The organism is Klebsiella sp. 2-CIP_Kleb. (assembly GCF_050378715.1).
Classification (GTDB): Bacteria; Pseudomonadota; Gammaproteobacteria; order Enterobacterales; family Enterobacteriaceae; genus Klebsiella; species Klebsiella quasipneumoniae.
Genome location: NZ_JBNRLG010000003.1, coordinates 107,588 through 127,917 on the forward strand (window position 1 = coordinate 107,588; position 20,330 = coordinate 127,917).

Genomic DNA, 20,330 nt, shown 5'->3' on the forward strand with positions numbered 1-20,330 from the left:
ATTGTTTCACTTAACTTATCCCACTCTTCATGAAAAAGAAATACGCGGCCAGAGAAGTGGAAAGTTGATCACAAGTTTGTTTCACTGGCAGAAACGACATAAGGAGCAGAAGATGAAAACCATTGGCCTGTTAGGTGGCATGAGCTGGGAGTCAACGATCCCTTACTATCGCCTGATTAATGAAGGCGTGAAGGCGCGACTGGGCGGGCTGCACTCCGCCAGCCTGGTGCTGCACAGCGTCGATTTTCACGACATCGAAGCCTGTCAGTCCGCCGGCGACTGGGATCGCGCCGGGGCGATCCTTGCCGAAGCCGCGGTCGGGCTCCAGCAGGCGGGCGCCGAGGGCATTGTCCTGTGCACCAACACCATGCACAAGGTAGCGGATGCCATCGCCGCCCGCTGCCAGGTTCCCTTTCTGCATATCGCCGACGCCACCGGGCGGGCGATTGCCGCCAAAGGCCAGCGGCGGGTCGCGCTGCTGGGCACTCGCTATACCATGGAGCAGACCTTTTATCGCGGTCGTCTGCAGGAGCAGTTTGCCATCGAGACGCTGATCCCCGAGGCCGACGATCGGGCGTGGATCAATCAGATCATCTTCGACGAGCTCTGTCTCGGCACCTTCAGCGAGGCATCGCGGGACTATTATCTGCAGACGATCGCCGCCCTGGCGGAGCAGGGAGCGGAAGGGGTTATTTTCGGCTGTACAGAGATAGGCCTGCTGGTGCCTGCCGAGCTCAGCCCGCTGCCGGTCTTTGACACCGCGGCGATCCATGCGGAAGACGCGGTCAACTTTATGCTCTCTGCAGGACCGACGCCAGCGGCGTGAGGATCTGCGGCAGACTCTGCTGCAGGTGCGTCACAAAGGCATCGACCAGCGCCGAGCGCGGGCGATGGAGCGGGCGGATCAGGCTGACGGTAAACGGTACCTCGACGCTGAAGCGGCGCACCACCACGCCGCTATCGGCATAGTCCAGGGCGGTCAGCGGGTTAACCACCGAGATCCCGGCGCCGGCGCGCACCATGGCGCAGATCGAGGCCGCACTGTGGGTTTCGACCACCATCCGCCGTTTAACCTGATGCTCAAGGAACAGGGCGTCGAGCAGCTGGCGATAGCTGTCGGTGCGCGACAGGCTGATGTAGTTTTCGCCCTGAAAATCGGCGGGGGTCAGCGTCGTCTGCGCCGCCAGCGGATGGCCGGCAGGCAGCACGCAGACTTCATTCAGCGTCAGCAGCGGCGTGCGTTCGGTGCCCGCCGGGGTATGCAGGGTCTCCGTCAGGCCAAGGTCATGGCGCTGGGCGGAGAGCCACTCCTCCAGCAGCGGCGACTCCTGAGGGACGATCTGCAGGCTGACCTCCGGGTAGCGGGCGAGAAACGGCGGCAACAGCAGCGGCAGAAAGGACTGGGAAAACACCGGCAGGCAGGCGATCGACAGCTCGCCCTGGCGAAACTCGCGCAGGCTCTCGGCGGCGCTGACGATGCGGTCCAGGCCGTACCAGGAACGCTGAACCTCCTCAAACAGGCGCAGGCCCTGCACGGTTGGCTGCAGGCGACCGCGGGTCCGCTCAAACAGCTGAAGGCCGAGCACCTTCTCAAAGCGCGCCAGCTCGCGGCTGACGGTGGGTTGCGAGGTGTGCAGCATCCTCGCGGCTTCGGTCAGGTTGCCGGTGGTCATCACCGCGTGAAAGATTTCGATATGGCGCAAATTGACGGCTGGCATGCGGTCTCCCTGAGGCTCGGCTGTAACCATATCATTTTTGCATAGAGTCGCGATAAAACGATATTTTTTATTGGTCAGGCACTGTGGCGTAATCAGAAAAAACAGCGACCAACACACGCACTGCACCGGAGTTTTTATGCCACATTCTCTTTACGCCACTGATACCGATCTAACCGCGGACAACCTGCTGCGCCTGCCGGCGGAATTTGGCTGCCCGGTCTGGGTCTATGATGCGCAGATTATTCGCCGCCAGATTGCCCAGCTCAGCCAGTTTGACGTGGTGCGTTTTGCGCAAAAAGCCTGCTCTAACATCCATATTCTGCGTCTGATGCGTGAGCAGGGGGTGAAGGTGGACTCGGTGTCGCTGGGGGAGATCGAGCGTGCGCTGGCGGCAGGCTACGATCCGCAGCAGAATCCAGAGGATATTGTCTTCACCGCCGATCTGATCGACGACGCCACCCTCGATCGCGTCAAGGCGTTACAGATCCCGGTGAACGCCGGTTCGATCGACATGCTAAGCCAGCTGGGGGAGGTGTCGCCGGGCCATCGCGTCTGGCTGCGCGTCAACCCGGGCTTTGGCCACGGCCACAGCCAGAAAACCAATACCGGCGGTGAGAACAGCAAGCATGGCATCTGGTACAGCCATCTGCCGGCGGCGCTGGAAGTGATGCGTCGTTATCAGCTGCAGCTGGTGGGGATCCATATGCATATCGGCTCTGGCGTCGACTACGGTCACCTGGAGCAGGTGTGCGGCGCGATGGTGCGCCAGGTTGTCGACTTTGGCCAGGATCTGCAGGCCATCTCCGCCGGCGGCGGCCTGTCTATTCCTTACCGCGAGGGTGAAGAGGCCATCGACACCGCCCACTATTACGGCCTGTGGAACCGCGCCCGGGAGCAGATCGCCACCCATCTGGGGCACCCGGTGAAACTGGAGATTGAGCCCGGACGCTTCCTGGTGGCCGAGTCCGGCGTGCTGGTGTCGCAGGTGCGCAGCGTGAAAGAGATGGGCAGCCGCCACTTCGTGCTGATTGACGCCGGCTTTAACGACCTGATGCGCCCGGCGATGTACGGCAGCTATCACCATATCACCGCTCTGGCGGTGGATGGCCGCGATCTCAGCGCCGCGCCGCAGGTGGAGACCGTGGTGGCCGGGCCGCTGTGCGAGTCCGGAGACGTCTTTACCCAGCAGGAAGGGGGTAAAGTCGAGACCCGTCTGCTGCCGGCGGTGGCCCCAGGGGATTATCTGGTGCTCCATGACACGGGCGCCTACGGGGCCTCGATGTCATCCAACTATAACAGCCGTCCGCTGCTGCCGGAGGTGCTGTTTGATGGCGGCAAGGCGCGGCTGATCCGTCGTCGCCAGACCATCCAGGAGCTGCTGGCCTTAGAGCTTATTTAAAAAAAGGTCCCGTCGTTACCGACTCGCGCAACACCAGCGTGCCGGTGAACGGCGGGATCGTTTCGATCGGCTGCTGATTAGCAAGCTTGATCGCCTGATCGATAGCCGTGGTGATCATGTTGTCGATGGGCAGATAGACCGTCGACAGCCCCGGCTCCAGCCATTTCGCGCTTGGCGCATCGTCGAAGCCAAACAGCGACACATCCTGCGGAATACGCAGCCCCGCCTGATGCAGCGCCTTTGAGGCCCCCAGCGCCATATCATCGTTACAGGAAAACAGCGCGCTGAAGCGGGCTTTCTCGTCCAGCAGTTCCCGGCACAGCTCGTAGCCGCGGGTCATCGTCGAGTCCCCGTATTTCACCCGGCTCGGATCCCATTCAATACCATGTTTTATCAGCGCGTTGCGATAGCCCTGCAGGCGCGCCTGGCCGGTGGGGGTGTGCATCGGGACGGTGATGCAGGCGATATCACGGTGGCCCTGGGTAATCAGATACTCCACGGCCTGGAAGGCGGCTTCCTGCTGTTCGAAAAACACGCAGCGTTCGCGGGCCTGCGCCACATCACGGTTAATCACCACCAGCGGCATGGCGATCGAGTTAATCAGCGACATGATCGCCTTCTCGCTCATATGCCGGGTATAGAGGATGATCGCATCGCACTGCCGGTCGGCGAGCATCTGCACCGCTTCCTCTTCGCGCTCCGGCGTATCATGGCCGTCGGTGACGATAAGCTGTTTTCCCCAGGCTTCTGTCTGGCGTGACGCCTGCTGCAGCAGACGGCCAAAGTAGAAGCCGTCAAAGGTGGAGACAACCAGCCCGATACTGTTGCTGGTCTGATTGGCCAGCGAGCGGGCAAGGAAATTCGGCCGGTAGCCCAGCTCTTCCATCGCTTTAAAGACCTGTTGGCGGGTGCTCTCTTTCACCTGACCTGTGCCGTTCAACACGCGGGAAACCGTCGCTTTCGAGACGCCTGCGCGAATTGAGACATCCAGCATTGTAGCCATTCATCGATTCCTGATTTCACGTGGTAAGGCGCAGTTTATCACAGACCGAAAAGGGACATATCGACGGGGCGGGGCGGAAAAACCATCGCGATCACGCTTTTAGCAGGAACTGACCAACCGGCGCTATCTGGTATGCCAATGGTTGTTTTTATCGATATTTGGGATACCACGAAGCGGGTTGCGAGCGCTGTCACAGAACAATTTTTGCCTGGCGACTATGTTTTGGTATGCCAAAAGTCTCTGGCTGTCTACCTGGCCGCAATAAGCCCTTTACTCTGAGGTACTCTTTTATGGCATTACAGGACAAACTGATCGACGCGCTGGGGCGTTTCGCGACGACATTCAACAGCTATCGCTACATTATGGCGATCAAATCGGCGTTTATTACCCTGATGCCGGTGATCATCGTCGGGGCCTTTTCGGTGCTGATCTCCAATATGGTGCTGGATCCGAAGAATGGGCTCGCCAGCTTTTCCTCACTCTCCTTTCTCGCGGCGCTGAAGCCGATCACCAGCGCGCTGAACTACGCCACGCTCAACTTCCTCAATATCGGCGCCGTGTTTCTGATCGGTATTGAGCTGGGGCGGATCAACGGCATCAAAAGCCTGTTTCCCGGCCTGCTGGCGGTGATCTGCTTTATCTGCGTCACGCCGACCACGGTGGAGATGATGGTCGATGGCCAGATGCACGTGGTGAAAGATGTCCTGCTGCGTCAGTTCTCCGATACCCGTAGTCTGTTCCTCGGAATGTTCATCGCCATTCTGTCGGTCGAGATTTACTGCTGGCTGGAGGGGCGCAAGGGGCTGAAGATCAAGATGCCGGATACCGTGCCGCCGAACGTTTCTGCCTCTTTTTCCGCGCTGATCCCGGCGATCATCACCACCACTGCGATCGCCACCTTTGGTTTTCTCTTCCACCAGCTGACGGGAATGTATCTCTACGATGCGGTCTACCAGGTGGTGCAGCAGCCGCTGGAGCGGGTGGTGCAGAGCCTGCCGGGGATCCTACTGCTGATGTTCGTCGCCCAGCTGTTCTGGGTGATCGGTATTCACGGCAACCAGATGATCAAGCCGATCCGCGAGCCGCTGCTGCTGGGGGCGATCACCGTCAATATGAGCGCCTTTGAGCAGGGGAAAGAGGTACCGAACATCATCACGATGCCCTTCTGGGATGTTTACATGAGCATCGGCGGCTCGGGGCTGACCATCGGCCTGCTGATTGCGGTGATGATCGCCACCAGGCGCAAAGAGATGAAAGAGATCGCCAAGCTGTCGATAGGCCCGGGGCTGTTCAATATTAACGAGCCGGTGATCTTCGGGATGCCGATCATGCTCAACCCGATCCTCGCCATCCCGTTTATCATCACCCCGCTGGTGACCGGCAGCATCGGCTATTTCGCCACCCTGACCGGCTTCGCCGGCAAGGCGGTGGTGATGGTGCCCTGGACCACGCCGCCGCTGATCAACGCCTGGCTGTCCACCGCCGGCTCGATGGGAGCGGTGGTGACCCAGCTTATCTGCATCGTCGTCGCGGTGCTTATCTATCTGCCTTTCGTCAAAATTGCCTCCCGCCGTGCCGATGCCGCACAGCGTCAGGCCGACAATCAACAGACCGCCAACCCTGTCTGAGGAGCCTATGACTACCGTACGGATGACCATTCCCGATGATTTTATCCTTGGCGCGGCGGCTTCCGCCTGGCAGACCGAGGGCTGGAGCGGGAAAAAACCGGGGCAGGACTCCTGGCCCGATCTCTGGTACAAAAACGACCGCCACGTCTGGCATAACGGCTATGGCCCAGCGGTGGCTACCGATTTTATTAACCGCTTTCAGGAAGACGTGCAGCTGATGAAGCTGGCCGGGCTGACCCACTACCGCACCTCGATCAACTGGTCGCGCTTTCTGATCGACTATGAAAACGTCACGGTGGATGAGGAGTATGCGGCCTATTACGACCAGCTGTTCGATGCGCTACTGGCCAACGGCATTACGCCGATGATCTGCCTTGAGCATTACGAATTACCGGGCTATCTGCTGGAAAAGTATGGCGGCTGGGGGGCGAAAAAAGTGGTTGAGCTGTTTGTGCGCTACGCGGAGCAGGTCTTTGCCCGCTACCACCTGAAGGTAACCCGCTGGTTTACCTTTAATGAGCCGATCGTGGTGCAGACCCGGGTCTATCTGGATGCCCTGCGCTGGCCCTATGAGCAGAACACCAGCACCTGGATGCAGTGGAACTACCATAAGGTGCTGGCGACCGCCTGCGTGGTGAAGCGATTTCGCGAACTCGGCTATCCCGGGACCGTTGGCTGCATCCTCAATCCGGAGGTGACCTACCCACGCTCCCGCGCCCCGCATGACCTGCGCGCGGCGGAGATCTACGAGCTGTTCTACAACCGTATGTTTCTCGACCCGCTGGTGCACGGGGTCTGGCCGCCGGCGCTTCTCGCGCTGCTTGAGCAGCATCAGGTGACGTGGGAGGCCAGCGCGGAGGAGCTGGCGATTATCCGCGAGCACACCGTCGATGAGCTGGGGATTAACCTTTACTATCCGCACCGGGTCAAAGCCCCGTCGCGGGCCTGGCATCCGCATACCCCGTTCCATCCAGCCTGGTATTATGAGCCGTTTGAGCTGCCCGGCCGGCGGATGAACGCCTCCCGCGGCTGGGAAATCTACCCGCAAATCATCTTTGATATGGCGATGCGGATCAAAAATGACTATCGCAACATCCCGTGGTTCGTGGCCGAGAGCGGGATGGGGGTGGAAAACGAAGGCCAGTTCCGTAACCGCGAAGGCGTCATCGATGACAGCTACCGCATTCGTTTTATCAGCGAACATCTCTGGCACACCCTGCGCGCCCGCGAGGCAGGGGCCAACTGCCAGGGCTATATGCTGTGGGCGTTTACCGACAACGTGTCGCCGATGAACGCCTTTAAAAACCGCTACGGGCTAATCGAAATCGATCTGCAAAACCATCGCGCCCGGCGGCCCAAAGCTTCGGCGCACTGGTTTCGTCAGCTCGGCGAACGGCGTGAGCTGGTGCTGGATATCGACGATGAATACCGCTAGCCGGGAGCAATCTTTGCTAAGATAGCGGCGTATTTGACTCGCAGGCATGTAACGCACAGGTGATTTTGTGGAAAAAGCGATAATTCCGCCGGAAAAGAAGCCCTATCAGGAGATTGGTGATGACCTGCGCGCCCAGATTGCGCAGGGGCGATACCCGGTCGGGTCGCGTTTGCCGCCGGAACGCCATATTGCCGAAACCTATGGCGTCAGCCGGACCATTGTGCGCGAAGCGCTGCTGATGCTGGAGCTGCAGGGGACGGTGGATATCCGTCAGGGATCCGGGGTGTACGTCATGCGTATCCCGCATGAAAACGACAGCGAAGAAGAGCAGTTGCTCAGCAGCGACGTCGGTCCGTTTGAAATTCTCCAGGCGCGCCAGCTGCTGGAGAGCAATATCGCCGCCTTTGCCGCGAAAATGGCCACCCGCGCCGATATCGACAATCTGAAGCGGATTATCGAGCAGGAGCAGCGGGCTATCGCCCTCAACGACACCGCCCAGGATAACGCCCGCCTGTTCCATCTGGTGCTGGCCGGGGCGACGCAGAACCAGATGCTGTTGGCGACGGTGGAGCGGATCTGGCTGCAGATGGACAGCAGCCCGCTGTGGCAGCAGTTCAATGTGCATATTGCCAGCCGCGCCTGGCGGCTGAAGTGGCTCGGCGACCGGCAGACGCTGCTCGCCGCGCTGCGGCGTCGCGATGTGATGGGCGCCTGGCAGGCGATGTGGCAGCATCTGGAAAACGTCAAAAACAGTCTGCTGGAGCTGTCCGATGAAGACGCCCCGGACTTTGACGGCTATCTGTTCGATTCGGTGCCGATTTTTCAGGGGAAGCTGGTATGACGATCCTGCCGCTGTACGCCGCGCCGCAATTCGCCCGGCAGGTGACCGACTGGCTGTGGCAGGCCTTTGGCGGCGAGGCGCTGCCGCGGGAATTTTTCGCCAGCATTGTGCAGCATAGCCAGACGGCGGAGGCGCTACCGCTGACCTTTATTGCCGTGGAAGGGGAGCAACTGCTCGGAACGATTGGCCTCTGGCGCTGCGATTTGATAAGCCGCCAGGATCTGTTTCCCTGGCTGGCGGCGCTGTACGTCGCGCCCGCCGCTCGCGGTCAGGGGCTGGCCGGACAGCTGCAGCGGCATGTGATCGATTATGCCCGCCGCGCGGGCTATCAGGAGCTTTATCTCTACTCCGCTTGCCGCGATTTTTATGAACGCTTCGGCTGGCGCTACATCGGCGAGGGGCTGGATTACCCGGCCACCGCCGTGCATCTCTATCGCTACGACTTATCGCCTTCCTGCGGGGCCACCACCGAATGACGGCGCACCAGCGTCGGGCTGAACAGGTGGGTGATCTCCGGCGCCGGGCGCTGCTCCGCCAGGGCTAAGGCCAATTCGGCCGCCTGGGTCGCCATTGTGACGATCGGGTAACGGACAGTGGTCAGCCGCGGGCGGACATAGCGCGAAATCAGGACATCGTCGAAGCCGATCAGCGAAATTTCCCGCGGGACGTCGATACCGTTGTCGTTGAGCACCCCCATCGCGCCGGCGGCCATCGAGTCGTTATAGCAGGCGACGGCGCTAAAGTGGCGGCCGCGGCCAAGCAGTTCGGTCATCGCCTGTTCGCCGCCGCTTTCATCCGGCTCGGCAAACGTGACCAGCCGGTCGTTGCACGGCAGGCCGCTCTCCTCCAGCGCCGCGTAGTACCCCTGCAGGCGATCTTCCGCATCAGAGATATCGTGGTTTGAGCACAGATAGCCGATACGCGTGTGCCCCTGCTGGATCAGATGGCGGGTCGCCAGCCAGGCGCCGTAGCGATCGTCCAGCGCCACGCAGCGGGTTTCATATCCGGGCAGGATGCGGTTGATCAGCACCATGCCGGGGATCTGTTTCATCAGCCCGGCGAGTTCCTCATCGGGGATCATTTTGGCGTGCACCACCAGCGCCGCGCAGCGGTGGCGGATCAGCTGCTCTATCGCCTGGCGCTCCTTTTGCACGTTGTGGTAGCCATTGCCAATCAGCAAAAAATTGCCGGTGCGGTAGGCCACCTGTTCGACGGCTTTGACCATCGCGCCGAAGAAGGGGTCGGAGACATCGCCCACCACCAGGCCGACGGTTTCCGTGGACTGCTGGGCCAGCGCCCGGGCGTTCGCGTTGGGGTGATAGTTGAGGGTTTCCATCGCCGCGCCCACGGACTGACGCGAGGCTTCGCTGGCTTTGGGAGAGTTGTTGATGACGCGGGAGACGGTAGCGACGGAGACTCCTGCGAGTCGGGCTACATCCTTAATTGTCGCCATACCATGCCTTTTATAGGGTAAGCGTTTACATACTGCTATGTTACGGGAAAGAGCGGCAGATTCAAGGCGCGGCGGCGAAGGAATGGCGCAAATGTGATTCAGAGCGGGCTTATCGGTGACCTGTTTACATTGACGCTATCAGTAATTGAAACCGGCTCGGGGAAATACAAACCTTTGCTTACACTTTGCGATGCGCTGTTGCGAATGTTCGCTGGTTTGTCCGCCGAGCAGGTTGATATTCTGGCTCTCCCAGAGGTATTGATAGGTGGAGTCAACGTCAAGTTGACCACTTTACTTACACCAGCCTGCGCAGATGCGCAGGTTTTTTTTTGCCCGTCGCCGGCGTTGTTACAGATAGCGAAAATCGTAATAACTGGTTGCACTTAGGCTCACTCACTTGCGTTTTCCCGCTGGCCCGAAGCGGGCGAAAAACGCGACAATCGAGATCCCAGAGGTATTGATAGGTGAGTTTCTCAGGTACGCTCTTCGTACTGGACGTCTTACACCAGCCTGCGCGGATGCGCAGGTTTTTTTTATTCTGAAAATCCCCCCGCCGCACTGCTTTCCCACGCCTTCTCGTGTAACCTGCTTTGACTCATCACCGGTCACATGGAGTTGTTATGCTATTGGGATTTTTCAGACTGCTGTTCAAGGGGTTATACCGGGTCAGACTGACCGGCGATACGCAGGCTTTGCACCAGCAAAAAGTCTTAATTACCCCGAACCACGTCTCTTTCCTCGACGGCATTCTGCTGGCGTTGTTTTTGCCGGTCCGACCGGTTTTTGCCGTCTATACCTCAATCAGCCAGCGCTGGTTTATGCGCGCGCTGACGCCGATTATCGATTTTGTGCCGCTGGACCCGACCAAGCCGATGTCGATCAAACATCTGGTGCGCCTGATCGAACAGGGGCGGCCGGTGGTCATCTTCCCGGAAGGGCGAATCTCGGTCAGCGGCTCGCTGATGAAAATTTATGACGGCGCCGCCTTTGTCGCCGCCAAATCGCAGGCGACTATCGTGCCGCTGCGCATTGAAGGCGCTGAACTGACGCCCTTCAGCCGGCTGAAGGGGCTGGTAAAGCGTCGCCTGTTCCCGCGGATTCAGCTGCACCTGCTGCCGCCTACCCATCTGCCGATGCCCGAGGCGCCGCGCGCCCGCGACCGGCGCAAAATCGCCGGGGAAATGCTGCATCAGATCATGATGGAGGCCCGGATGGCGGTGCGCCCGCGGGAAACCCTGTATGAGTCGCTGCTGGCGGCGCAAGACCGCTTCGGCGCGCGCAAACCCTGCGTGGAGGATATCAACTTCCAGCCGGATACCTATCGCAAGCTGCTGACCAAAACCCTGTTTGTCGCCCGCATTTTGGAAAAATATAGCCAGCAGGGTGAGAAGATAGGCCTGATGCTGCCCAACGCCGGCATCAGCGCGGCGGTGATTTTCGGCGCGATCGCCCGCGGGCGCATTCCGGCGATGATGAACTATACCGCCGGGGTGAAAGGACTCAGCAGCGCCATCGCCGCCGCGGAACTCAAGACCATTTTTACCTCGCGCACCTTCCTCGATAAAGGCAAGCTCTGGCACCTGCCGGAGCAGTTGACCCAGGTGCGTTGGGTGTTCCTGGAAGATCTCAAAGGCGATATCACCCCCGCAGACAAACTGTGGATTTTCGGCCATCTGCTGGCGCCGCGTCTGGCGCAGGTTAAGCAGCAGCCGGAAGACGCGGCGATGATCCTCTTCACCTCCGGCTCGGAGGGCAACCCGAAAGGGGTGGTGCACAGCCATAAAAGCCTGCTGGCCAACGTCGAGCAGATCAAAACCATCGCCGACTTTACCGCTAACGACCGCTTTATGTCGGCGCTGCCGCTGTTCCACTCTTTTGGCCTCACCGTCGGCCTGCTGACGCCGCTGCTTACCGGCGCGGAGGTGTTTCTCTATCCCAGTCCGCTGCAGTATCGCGTGGTGCCGGAGCTGGTCTACGATCGCAACTGCACGGTGCTGTTCGGCACCTCGACCTTCCTCGCCAACTATGCTCGCTTCGCTAACCCCTATGATTTCTATCGTCTCCGCTACGTGGTCGCCGGGGCGGAGAAGCTGCAGGAGAGCACCAAACAGCTGTGGCAGGATAAATTCGGCCTGCGTATTCTCGAAGGCTACGGTGTGACCGAGTGCGCCCCGGTGGTCTCGATCAACGTGCCCATGGCGGCGAAGGTCGGCACCGTGGGGCGGATTCTGCCGGGGATGGACGCCCGCCTGCTGGCGATGCCTGGCATTGAGCAGGGGGGACGACTGCAGCTGAAAGGGCCGAACATTATGAAAGGCTACCTGCGGGTGGAAAATCCCGGGGTGCTGGAAGCGCCGACGGCGGAAAATCAGCACGGTGAAAAGGAAGCGGGTTGGTATGACACCGGCGATATCGTGACTTTCGATGAGCAGGGCTATGTCCGCATCCAGGGCCGTGCGAAGCGCTTCGCCAAAATCGCTGGCGAAATGATCTCTCTTGAGATGGTGGAGCAGGTGGCCCTCGGCGCGTCGCCGGACAAAATGCACGCCACGGCGATTAAACAGGACGCCAGCAAAGGCGAGGCGCTGGTGCTGTTTACCACCGATAATGAACTGACTCGCGAAGCCCTGCTGCGCTACGCTCGCCAGCACGGCGTACCGGAGCTGGCGGTGCCGCGCGATATACGCTGGCTGAAACAGCTGCCGGTGCTCGGCAGCGGCAAGCCAGACTATGTCACCCTGAAAAATATGGTCGACGAGGCGGAAACAACCCATGAGTGAGTCAGTGCATACTAACCCGTCGCTGTATTCGAAAGGGATGATGGCGGTGATCTGCGCCCAGTTCCTGTCGGCCTTCGGCGACAATGCGCTTCTCTTCGCCACCCTGGCGCTGATGAAGCAGCTCTATTATCCGGAGTGGAGCCAGCCGGTCCTGCAGATGTTGTTTGTGGGCGCTTACATCCTTTTTGCCCCCTTTGTCGGCCAGTTCGCCGACAGCTTTGCCAAAGGCCGGGTAATGATGGTGGCCAACGGCCTGAAGCTGCTTGGCGCCGGCTGTATCTGCTTCGGCGTGAATCCGTTTCTCGGCTATACGCTGGTGGGGATTGGCGCCGCCGCCTATTCGCCGGCCAAGTATGGCATTCTCGGCGAACTGACCACCGGCGATAAGTTAGTGAAGGCTAACGGACTGATGGAGTCCTCGACCATCGCGGCGATCCTGCTGGGCTCCATGGCCGGCGGGATCCTCGCCGACTGGCACGTGCTGGCGGCGCTGATCGTCTGCGCGCTGGTCTACGGTGGGGCGGTGGTGGCTAACCTGTGGATACCCAGGCTGCCGGCGGCGCGTCCGGGGCAGTCATGGCGTTTCAAGCCGATGACGCACAGCTTCTTCAGCGCCTGCCGCACGCTGTGGCGCAACGGCGAAACCCGCTTTTCGCTGATGGGCACCAGCCTGTTCTGGGGCGCTGGCGTGACCCTGCGCTTCCTGCTGGTGATCTGGGTGCCGGTGGCGCTGGGCATTACCAGCAACGCCATGCCTACCTATCTTAATGCGATGGTGGCGGTGGGGATTGTACTGGGAGCCGGGGCGGCGGCGAAGCTGGTGACCCTGGAGACAGTGTCGCGCTGTATGCCGGCCGGGATTTTGATCGGTATCGCGGTGATAGCCTTTGCCGTGCAGCAGTCGCTGCTGCCGGCGTTCGGTCTGTTGCTGCTGCTCGGGGTGTTCGGCGGCTTCTTTATCGTGCCGTTGAATGCGCTGCTGCAGGAGCGCGGGAAGCATTCGGTCGGGGCGGGTAACGCCATTGCGGTACAGAACCTGGGCGAAAACGTGGCGATGCTGCTGATGCTGGGGCTCTATTCTCTGGCGGTGAGCGTGGGCGTGCCGCCGGTCGCTGTGGGAATAGGCTTTGGCGCGGTGTTTGCTGTGGCCATCGCCGCGCTGTGGGTCTGGGGGCGGCGTAAATAACTTCTCGTCGCGGTTGACTTGAAATCGTCGCCCCTGCCAGGCGCGCGGCAGAGAGAAACCCCCGGGTTGCGGCTTGCGCCTGACCCGGGCTACCGCGGCTACTGAGGCGGCTACCCGCCCTGGGTAGCGTAGGCCCGGTAAGGCGTAGCCGCCACCGGGCAACAACGCGACGCCAGAAGCTGGCGTCGACAGGTCGTGCTACGGTGCCGGGTAGGTATAAACCTGATGCACCGCTTCAATCTCCGCTAATACCTCTTCGCTCAGCTCAAGCTGCAAACTTTCCACGTTGGCCTGCAGCTGCGCCATGGTCGTCGCCCCCAGCAGGGTGCTGGCGACAAACGGCTGCCGACGCACAAAGGCCAGCGCCATTTGCGCCGGATCGAGGCCGTGACGTTGGGCGATATCCACATAGGCCGCCACCGCTTTCTGCGACTGCTCGCCGCTGTAGCGCGTAAAGCGGCTGAACAGCGTATTGCGCGCCCCCGCCGGCTTCGCGCCGTTGAGGTACTTCCCGGTCAGGGTGCCGAAAGCCAGGCAGGAGTAGGCCAGCAGCTCCACGCCTTCGAACTGGCTCACTTCCGCGAGGCCGACTTCAAAGCTGCGGTTCAGCAGGCTGTAGGGGTTTTGAATGGTCACGATCCGCGGCAGGTCGTGCTTATCCGCCAGGTGCAAATAACGCATCACGCCGAAGGCGGTTTCATTCGATACGCCGATGTAGCGGATCTTGCCGGCGCGCTGGAACTCGGTCAGCGCTTCGAGGGTATCCAGCAGCGTCACCGCAGGGGCGGCGTCGGCCCAGGTATAGCCCAGTTTGCCAAAGCAGTTGGTGGGGCGCTGCGGCCAGTGTACCTGGTACAGGTCGAGATAATCGGTCTGCAGACGCTTCAGGCTGGCGTGCAGCGCCTCGCGGATATTTTTCCGGTCCAGGACGTGGTTTGGTCGAATACTGCTGTCGTTATTGCGCGCGGGCCCGCTGACCTTCGAGGCGAGCACCAGCTTTTCGCGATTGCCGCGTTTCGCCAGCCAGTTGCCGACGTAGGTTTCGGTCAGCCCTTGGGTCTCCGGGCGCGGCGGGACAGGGTACATTTCGGCGACATCGATCAGATTGATGCCGTTGGCGACCGCATAGTCGAGCTGCTGATGGGCATCAGCTTCGCTGTTTTGCTCGCCAAAGGTCATAGTTCCCAGCCCGAGGGTGCTGATTTCAAGTGAACTGTGTGGGATACGGTGATACTGCATAGCCAGCTTCCTTTTTATTTATAAGGTCAGGCATTCCCCGACAAAGGAGTATCAACATGGCAGAGGGTGAGAAAAAGAGGAAGTAAAAAATCAAAAAAGCCGGGTGACGAGGAGGGGCGGTGGGTGGAACCCGCGGTGTCCTGGTGTGTCCCGACTCTTCTCAGAAGGCTGGTTGTCGGTAAGCGCAGCGTCAACAGAGGCTGGGGCCGACGGGGAAAATTAACGCTTAATGATTTGCGAAACGTCGTCACGATTGATCTGCATTTTATTACCCTGCTGATCTTCGTAGCTGATAAGACCGGTATCGTCATCCACGGTAGGTTTACCGTCGGTCAGGATCATGCGCCCATCTTTGGTCGCCATGACGTAATCGCTGCTGCAACCGGAAACCGAGAACGCCAGTCCTACGGCGGAAATCAATACTGCCCATTTTTTCATCGTCATCACCTCTTGAGTAGCTGCACCCCATACCCGTCTATTAATAGCCTGATTTGTGAGACATAAAAAGCAGTAAAGTCTGAAAAAGGGTTGCAGCCTGTGACCAGGCTGCAATTTTGTGGTTTACAGCGGGTTTTTCTTATTGCGCAGCAGGTTAAGACTCTCAACGGCAATAGAGAAGAACATGGCGAAGTAGATGTATCCCTTCGGCACATGGACGTCGAAACTTTCCAGCATTAGGGTAAAGCCAACGAGGATCAGGAACGACAGCGCCAGCATTTTCACCGACGGATGACGGTCAACGAAATCACCGATAGGTCGTGCGGCGAACATCATTACCCCCACCGCAATCACGACCGCCGCCATCATAATAAACAGATGGTCCGACAGACCGACGGCGGTGATCACCGAGTCGAGGCTAAAGATGATGTCCAGCAGCATGATCTGCACGATGGCGCCGAGGAAGGAGTGAACGTTAGTTTTCAGCCCCTCCTCTTCACCTTCGATAGACTCATGGATCTCTTTACTGGCTTTCCAGATAAGGAACAGTCCGCCTAACAGCAAGATCAGATCGCGAAACGAAATCTCCTGACCGAGGACGGTGAAGAGCGGGTTGGTCAGCTTAACGACCCAGGCGATAGAGGCCAGCAGCGCCAGGCGCATGACCATCGCCCCCATTAAACCGATCCGTCGCGCGTGAGCGCGCTGGGCGGTGGGGAGCTTGGCCACGACCAGAGAGAGAAAAATAATATTATCGATCCCGAGCACGATCTCCAGCAGCGTCAAGGTGCCCAGCGCCAGCCAGGCGTTAGGATCGGTTATCCATGCAAATAACATTGTTCAAAGTCCTGCAAAATAGAAAGCAGCAATTATATGCACGCCCCAACGCAGAACAAAAAATTAATCGTGTTGTAACAAGAAATGGCGGGCGAGCAGGGCGGCGGTGAAATTCTTTTTCAGGTAGAAACCGCGCGGCAGGGTGAGGATCGTCTCCCCGCGGGCGCCGATGGCTTCGGTCAACGCCTTGCTGTTGGCCGCTTTCGGTCTTAACTGCAGCACCTCGCCGTGGCGGGCGGTAATGCGCTCCACCTCACCGAGGACAATAAGATCCATCAGCTCTTCCCAGTCCATGCGCAGCTGGCGCTCCTCTTCTTCGTTCGGACTCCACAGCAGCGGTGCGCCGACGCGCCGCGCCGCCAGAGGAATGGTGCGCTCTCCTTCCACCGGGATCCACAGGACGCGCTGCAGCTTATGCCGCACATGGCTGCTCTCCCAGGTGACGCCGCTATTGCCGGTTAACGGAGCGACGCAGACAAAGGTGGTCTCCAGCGGACGACCCCGGCTGTCGATAGGGATCGTTTTGAGCTCCACCCCCAGCGCGGCGAAATCCTGTTCGGGTTTACTGCCCGCGCTGGCCCCCAGCCACAGCTCCAGCAGGATGCCCGTCCAGCCTTTATCACGCTTCAGATCGCGGGGAATGGGGATCCCGGCCAGCGCCGCCAGCTCGCCCAGCGTATAGCCGGCCAGCTGTCGGGCCTGGGCCAACAGCTGTTCCTGACTTTGCGGCGGAGAGGAGAGAGGAGCGATAGCGGGCATAGGGCGACACCTTTGGCTAAAAAATGAGCGCTAATTTTGCGCGTTGTGGATAGAGTTTACCGTTTTCTGAGTAACTATACCAATCCCATGATTTATATGCCTTTTTAAGGTCATTGCGCTGCGGGTGAAAACCATGAAAACAGGTTTTCCAGAACTGGTCACTGACAATAAACAGGATCTTACACCATGTTATCCACAGAAAAGTGGGATAACTGGGGAAAAGCCCCACTACTGGTTCGATTTACAGCCTTGACGTGCGACGAAAATCGAATTTTTAGAGAAAATCTGCCCGCGACCTGCGCGTAATCTGTGGATAAAATCGACATTGTTCGATCTTTCATCAGTCGGCGGATCGTATGTGTGATGATCGTCACGTTATGCTGTAATAAGTGAAAGGGATATATTCTAACTTAATGAATATGCTATCATTATTATAAGGTGTTAGCGGTGCGATGTTCAGATTACTCCGGGTTTTCCCGGGTTAATTCCGTACTTCTTCACAACTCTATCCACAGAAAAAGTGAATAAAATCGGCCGTCGGGCGCTTTCGCTGTTTATAACTCTGGCAATTACTGTGAGTTATTCAAATGTTATCCGTTCTCAGTGTGCGAACAGAGTGGTTTACCGTTTCCGACGAGTGTGAAACAATCATTCACATTGAAGCTTATCTTGAGGTAGTCCGGTGATTGATGACGATGGCTACCGCCCAAATGTCGGTATTGTAATCTGTAATCGTCAGGGCCAGGTCATGTGGGCCCGACGCTATGGTCAGCACTCGTGGCAGTTCCCGCAAGGGGGCATAAATCCAGGAGAATCCGCAGAGCAGGCGATGTATCGGGAATTGTTTGAAGAGGTCGGGTTAAGCCGTAAAGATGTGCGGATCCTGGCCTCAACCCGTAACTGGCTGCGTTACAAGTTGCCTAAACGTTTGGTGCGTTGGGACACAAAGCCGGTTTGTATCGGCCAGAAACAAAAGTGGTTTCTTTTGCAGTTGATCGGTAACGACGCGGACATCAATATGCAAACCAGCAGCACGCCTGAATTTGATGGCTGGCGCTGGGTGAGTTACTGGTACCCGGTTCGTCAGGTGGTGTCGTTCAAACGCGACGTCTACCGCCGGGTGATGAAAGAGTTCGCCAGCGTAACCATGTCGCTGGCGGAGAGCGCCCCTAAGCCGCAAAGCGCGCCTGCTTATCGACGTAAAAGAGGTTAAGCCACGCACATTATGCTCACTCGGTTGCGAGAAATAGTCGAGAAGGTCGCGAGTGCGCCGCGTTTAAACGAGGCGCTGGATATTCTGGTGACAGATGTCTGCCAGGCGATGGAGACGGAAGTCTGCTCGGTTTACCTGGCTGACAATGACCGACGCTGCTATTACCTGATGGCCACCCGCGGGTTAAAAAAACCTCGCGGGCGCACCGTTGCGCTGGCGTTCGATGAAGGCCTGGTGGGGCTGGTTGGCCGCCTGGCGGAGCCCATCAACCTCGCCGATGCGCAAAAACACCCCAGCTTCAAGTATATCCCCGCCGTCAAAGAGGACCGCTTCCGCGCCTTCCTTGGCGTGCCGATCATCCAGCGCCGCCAGCTGTTGGGCGTGCTGGTGGTCCAGCAGCGTGAGCTGCGCCAGTTTGATGAAAGCGAAGAGTCTTTCCTCGTCACCCTCGCCACCCAGATGGCGGCGATCCTCTCCCAGTCCCAGCTGAACGCCCTGTTTGGCCAGTATCGTCAGACGCGCATTCGCGCGCTGCCGGCCTCTTCCGGGGTGGCGATCGCCGAGGGCTGGATGGACGTCAGCCTGCCGCTGATGGAACAGGTGTATGAAGCCTCGACGCTGGATACCGCCTCGGAACGTGAACGCCTGACCGGCGCGCTGGAAGAAGCGGCCAACGAGTTTCGTCGCTACAGCAAACGCTACGCCGCCGGCGCGCAAAAAGAGACGGCGGCGATCTTCGATCTCTATTCGCACCTGCTCTCCGACGCCCGCCTGCGTCGCGAGCTCTTTGCCGAAGTCGACAAAGGCGCCGTCGCCGAGTGGGCGGTCAAAAAGATCATTGAGAAGTTCGCCGAACAGTTTGCCGCGTTGAGCGACGGCTATCTGAAAGAGCGGGCCGGCGACCTGCGCACGCTGGGTCAGCGTCTGCTGTTCCATCTCGACGACAGTATTCAGGGCCCCAACACCTGGCCGGCGCGCATTATCCTCGTGGCGGACGAGCTGTCGGCCACCACCCTCGCCGAAGTGCCGCAGGATCGCCTGGCCGGCGTGGTAGTGCGCGATGGCGCCGCCAACTCCCATGCCGCCATTATGGTGCGGGCCCTTGGCATCCCAACGGTGATGGGCGCCGATATTCAGCCCTCGCTGTTGCATGGCCATACGCTGATTGTCGATGGCTATCGCGGTGAGCTGCTGGTGGATCCTGAACCTGTTCTGTTACAGGAATATCAGCGCCTTATCAGTGAAGAGAACGAGCTCAGCCGCCTGGCGGAGGACGATCTCCAGCGTGCGTCGGAGTTGAAAAGCGGCGAGCGGGTAAAAGTCATGCTCAACGCCGGCTTAAGCCCGGAGCACGAAGAGAAGCTCGGCAGTTTTGTGGACGGCATTGGTCTGTACCGTACCGAAATTCCCTTTATGCTGCAGAGCGGCTTCCCCTCTGAAGAGGAGCAGGTCGCTCAGTATCAGGGCATGCTGCAGATGTTTAACAGCAAACCGGTGACCCTGCGTACCCTGGACATCGGCGCGGATAAACAGCTGCCGTACATGCCGATCAGTGAAGAGAACCCATGCCTCGGCTGGCGCGGGATCCGCATCACCCTCGATCAGCCGGAGATCTTTTTGATCCAGGTGCGGGCGATGCTGCGCGCCAACGCCGCCACCGGCAACCTCAGCATTTTGCTGCCGATGGTGACCAGTCTGGAAGAGGTCGATGAGGCACGTCGGCTGATCGACCGCGCCAGTCGGGAAGTGGAAGAGATGATCGGCTACGCCATCCCGCGTCCGCGTCTGGGGGTGATGCTGGAGGTGCCGTCGATGGTCTTTATGCTGCCGCAGCTGGCCAGCCGGATCGATTTTATCTCGGTAGGAACGAACGACCTGACCCAGTACCTGCTGGCCGTCGACCGTAACAATACCCGGGTCGCCAGCATGTATGACAGCCTGCATCCTGCGGTATTGCGGGCGCTGGCGATGATCGCTCATGACGCGGAGCGCTTTGGCATCGATCTGCGACTGTGCGGCGAGATGGCAGGCGACCCGATGTGCGTGACGATCCTTGTCGGTCTCGGTTATCGCCACCTGTCGATGAACGGCCGCTCGGTGGCGAGGGTGAAATATCTGCTGCGCCGCATCGATATCGAAGAGGCGCAGGAGCTGTCTCGTCGCAGCCTCGAAGCCCAGATGACCGCCGAGGTGCGCCATCAGGTGGCGGCCTTTATGGAGCGTCGCGGTCTCGGCGGCCTGATCCGCGGCGGGCGGTAGCGATAGCCCGGGTGAGGCGTAAGCCGTAACCCGGGAATCCTCTGTTCACACCATCCGGCAAAATACATCACAGCCGGTGAAACGGCTTCTGTTAGCATCCGTATACATATCTTTTACACGCCGGCGCGGATCGCACTCCTGG

17 protein-coding genes and 1 pseudogene are annotated in these 20,330 nt (G+C 59.4%); 10 read left to right on the forward strand and 8 right to left on the reverse strand.

From position 1 onward, the window contains the following. The first annotated feature begins 112 nt into the window (after positions 1 to 112). Positions 113 to 826 (forward strand): aspartate/glutamate racemase, encoded by a 714-nt coding sequence (locus ACQUTP_RS13475; protein WP_428902394.1) that lies wholly within the window; start codon positions 113 to 115, stop codon positions 824 to 826. Here the strand turns inward: ACQUTP_RS13475 and ACQUTP_RS13480 are convergent. Beyond that, positions 792 to 1,718, reverse strand: a complete 927-nt coding sequence (locus tag ACQUTP_RS13480) for a LysR family transcriptional regulator (RefSeq protein WP_004205422.1) — start codon at positions 1,716 to 1,718, stop codon at positions 792 to 794. The two genes, ACQUTP_RS13475 and ACQUTP_RS13480, sit on opposite strands and share 35 nt — an antisense overlap. 136 nt (positions 1,719 to 1,854) lie before the next feature. Between ACQUTP_RS13480 and lysA the strand changes: the two genes are divergently transcribed. After that, positions 1,855 to 3,117 (forward strand): diaminopimelate decarboxylase, encoded by a 1,263-nt coding sequence (lysA, locus tag ACQUTP_RS13485; RefSeq protein ID WP_017899245.1) that lies wholly within the window; start codon positions 1,855 to 1,857, stop codon positions 3,115 to 3,117. Here lysA and ACQUTP_RS13490 read toward each other — a convergent pair. Next, entirely contained in the window at positions 3,110 to 4,111 is a 1,002-nt protein-coding gene (locus ACQUTP_RS13490; RefSeq protein ID WP_004229436.1) for a LacI family DNA-binding transcriptional regulator, read from the reverse strand. The genes lysA and ACQUTP_RS13490 overlap by 8 nt on opposite strands. Before the next feature lie 299 nt (positions 4,112 to 4,410). Here ACQUTP_RS13490 and ACQUTP_RS13495 point away from each other — a divergent pair, with 299 nt between their 5' ends. The 4 genes from ACQUTP_RS13495 (at position 4,411) to ACQUTP_RS13510 (ending at position 8,500) form a co-directional block, all read left to right on the forward strand. Continuing rightward, the gene (locus ACQUTP_RS13495; RefSeq protein ID WP_004205429.1) at positions 4,411 to 5,748 is read left to right on the forward strand and encodes a PTS sugar transporter subunit IIC; all 1,338 of its coding nucleotides are present in this window, start codon (positions 4,411 to 4,413) and stop codon (positions 5,746 to 5,748) included. A 7-nt stretch (positions 5,749 to 5,755) separates the two neighbouring features. Beyond that, the gene (locus ACQUTP_RS13500) at positions 5,756 to 7,183 is read left to right on the forward strand and encodes a glycoside hydrolase family 1 protein (RefSeq protein ID WP_428902395.1); all 1,428 of its coding nucleotides are present in this window, start codon (positions 5,756 to 5,758) and stop codon (positions 7,181 to 7,183) included. Between the two features lie 67 nt (positions 7,184 to 7,250). Then, the gene (locus tag ACQUTP_RS13505) at positions 7,251 to 8,024 is read left to right on the forward strand and encodes a GntR family transcriptional regulator (RefSeq protein WP_004205433.1); all 774 of its coding nucleotides are present in this window, start codon (positions 7,251 to 7,253) and stop codon (positions 8,022 to 8,024) included. After that, positions 8,021 to 8,500 (forward strand): GNAT family N-acetyltransferase, encoded by a 480-nt coding sequence (locus tag ACQUTP_RS13510; RefSeq protein ID WP_043520882.1) that lies wholly within the window; start codon positions 8,021 to 8,023, stop codon positions 8,498 to 8,500. Before ACQUTP_RS13505 ends, ACQUTP_RS13510 begins: the two co-directional genes overlap by 4 nt. Here ACQUTP_RS13510 and galR read toward each other — a convergent pair. Further along, positions 8,461 to 9,477 carry an HTH-type transcriptional regulator GalR gene (gene galR / locus ACQUTP_RS13515; RefSeq protein ID WP_002915981.1) on the reverse strand — a complete coding sequence of 339 codons (1,017 nt, stop codon included), beginning with the start codon at positions 9,475 to 9,477 and terminating at the stop codon, positions 8,461 to 8,463. The two genes, ACQUTP_RS13510 and galR, sit on opposite strands and share 40 nt — an antisense overlap. A 620-nt stretch (positions 9,478 to 10,097) precedes the next feature. On the opposite strand from galR, the gene aas reads away from it, so the two are divergent. Further along, positions 10,098 to 12,257, forward strand: coding sequence for a bifunctional acyl-ACP--phospholipid O-acyltransferase/long-chain-fatty-acid--ACP ligase (aas, locus tag ACQUTP_RS13520; protein WP_428902396.1), 2,160 nt, complete (start codon positions 10,098 to 10,100; stop codon positions 12,255 to 12,257). Further along, positions 12,250 to 13,443 carry a lysophospholipid transporter LplT gene (gene lplT / locus ACQUTP_RS13525; protein WP_043520877.1) on the forward strand — a complete coding sequence of 398 codons (1,194 nt, stop codon included), beginning with the start codon at positions 12,250 to 12,252 and terminating at the stop codon, positions 13,441 to 13,443. Before aas ends, lplT begins: the two co-directional genes overlap by 8 nt. A gap of 198 nt (positions 13,444 to 13,641) precedes the next feature. On the opposite strand, the gene ACQUTP_RS13530 is transcribed toward lplT, so the two are convergent. The 5 genes and pseudogenes from ACQUTP_RS13530 to ACQUTP_RS13550 form a co-directional block, all read right to left on the reverse strand. Next, positions 13,642 to 14,682 carry an NADP(H)-dependent aldo-keto reductase gene (locus tag ACQUTP_RS13530; RefSeq protein ID WP_043520875.1) on the reverse strand — a complete coding sequence of 347 codons (1,041 nt, stop codon included), beginning with the start codon at positions 14,680 to 14,682 and terminating at the stop codon, positions 13,642 to 13,644. Between the two features lie 219 nt (positions 14,683 to 14,901). After that, on the reverse strand, positions 14,902 to 15,120 hold the full coding sequence (locus ACQUTP_RS13535; protein WP_002915974.1) for a YgdI/YgdR family lipoprotein: 219 nt from the start codon (positions 15,118 to 15,120) through the stop codon (positions 14,902 to 14,904). 123 nt (positions 15,121 to 15,243) lie between these two features. Beyond that, the gene (locus ACQUTP_RS13540) at positions 15,244 to 15,957 is read right to left on the reverse strand and encodes a TerC family protein (protein ID WP_004205441.1); all 714 of its coding nucleotides are present in this window, start codon (positions 15,955 to 15,957) and stop codon (positions 15,244 to 15,246) included. Positions 15,958 to 16,020: 63 nt separating this feature from the next. Beyond that, complete coding sequence (gene mutH / locus ACQUTP_RS13545) at positions 16,021 to 16,716, reverse strand: DNA mismatch repair endonuclease MutH (RefSeq protein WP_023319078.1); 696 nt, start codon at positions 16,714 to 16,716, stop codon at positions 16,021 to 16,023. Between the two features lie 88 nt (positions 16,717 to 16,804). Next, positions 16,805 to 16,945, reverse strand: a pseudogene (locus tag ACQUTP_RS13550) (hypothetical protein); the annotation flags it as partial. Between the two features lie 453 nt (positions 16,946 to 17,398). On the opposite strand from ACQUTP_RS13550, the gene rppH reads away from it, so the two are divergent. Further along, positions 17,399 to 17,929, forward strand: a complete 531-nt coding sequence (gene rppH, locus ACQUTP_RS13555) for an RNA pyrophosphohydrolase (RefSeq protein ID WP_004205443.1) — start codon at positions 17,399 to 17,401, stop codon at positions 17,927 to 17,929. A 12-nt stretch (positions 17,930 to 17,941) separates the two neighbouring features. After that, positions 17,942 to 20,188 carry a phosphoenolpyruvate--protein phosphotransferase gene (gene ptsP / locus ACQUTP_RS13560; protein WP_004205444.1) on the forward strand — a complete coding sequence of 749 codons (2,247 nt, stop codon included), beginning with the start codon at positions 17,942 to 17,944 and terminating at the stop codon, positions 20,186 to 20,188. Positions 20,189 to 20,330: the final 142 nt, after the last annotated feature.

Bases quoted from the DNA above. Each gene is read 5' to 3' on its own strand.
- ACQUTP_RS13475 (WP_428902394.1), top strand. From the start codon at position 113: ATGAAAACCATTGGCCTGTTAGGTGGCATGAGCTGGGAGTCAACGATC.
- ACQUTP_RS13480 (WP_004205422.1), bottom strand. From the start codon at position 1,718: ATGCCAGCCGTCAATTTGCGCCATATCGAAATCTTTCACGCGGTGATG.
- lysA (WP_017899245.1), top strand. From the start codon at position 1,855: ATGCCACATTCTCTTTACGCCACTGATACCGATCTAACCGCGGACAAC.
- ACQUTP_RS13490 (WP_004229436.1), bottom strand. From the start codon at position 4,111: ATGCTGGATGTCTCAATTCGCGCAGGCGTCTCGAAAGCGACGGTTTCC.
- ACQUTP_RS13495 (WP_004205429.1), top strand. From the start codon at position 4,411: ATGGCATTACAGGACAAACTGATCGACGCGCTGGGGCGTTTCGCGACG.
- ACQUTP_RS13500 (WP_428902395.1), top strand. From the start codon at position 5,756: ATGACTACCGTACGGATGACCATTCCCGATGATTTTATCCTTGGCGCG.
- ACQUTP_RS13510 (WP_043520882.1), top strand. From the start codon at position 8,021: ATGACGATCCTGCCGCTGTACGCCGCGCCGCAATTCGCCCGGCAGGTG.
- galR (WP_002915981.1), bottom strand. From the start codon at position 9,477: ATGGCGACAATTAAGGATGTAGCCCGACTCGCAGGAGTCTCCGTCGCT.
- aas (WP_428902396.1), top strand. From the start codon at position 10,098: ATGCTATTGGGATTTTTCAGACTGCTGTTCAAGGGGTTATACCGGGTC.
- lplT (WP_043520877.1), top strand. From the start codon at position 12,250: ATGAGTGAGTCAGTGCATACTAACCCGTCGCTGTATTCGAAAGGGATG.
- ACQUTP_RS13530 (WP_043520875.1), bottom strand. From the start codon at position 14,682: ATGCAGTATCACCGTATCCCACACAGTTCACTTGAAATCAGCACCCTC.
- ACQUTP_RS13535 (WP_002915974.1), bottom strand. From the start codon at position 15,120: ATGAAAAAATGGGCAGTATTGATTTCCGCCGTAGGACTGGCGTTCTCG.
- ACQUTP_RS13540 (WP_004205441.1), bottom strand. From the start codon at position 15,957: ATGTTATTTGCATGGATAACCGATCCTAACGCCTGGCTGGCGCTGGGC.
- mutH (WP_023319078.1), bottom strand. From the start codon at position 16,716: ATGCCCGCTATCGCTCCTCTCTCCTCTCCGCCGCAAAGTCAGGAACAG.
- ptsP (WP_004205444.1), top strand. From the start codon at position 17,942: ATGCTCACTCGGTTGCGAGAAATAGTCGAGAAGGTCGCGAGTGCGCCG.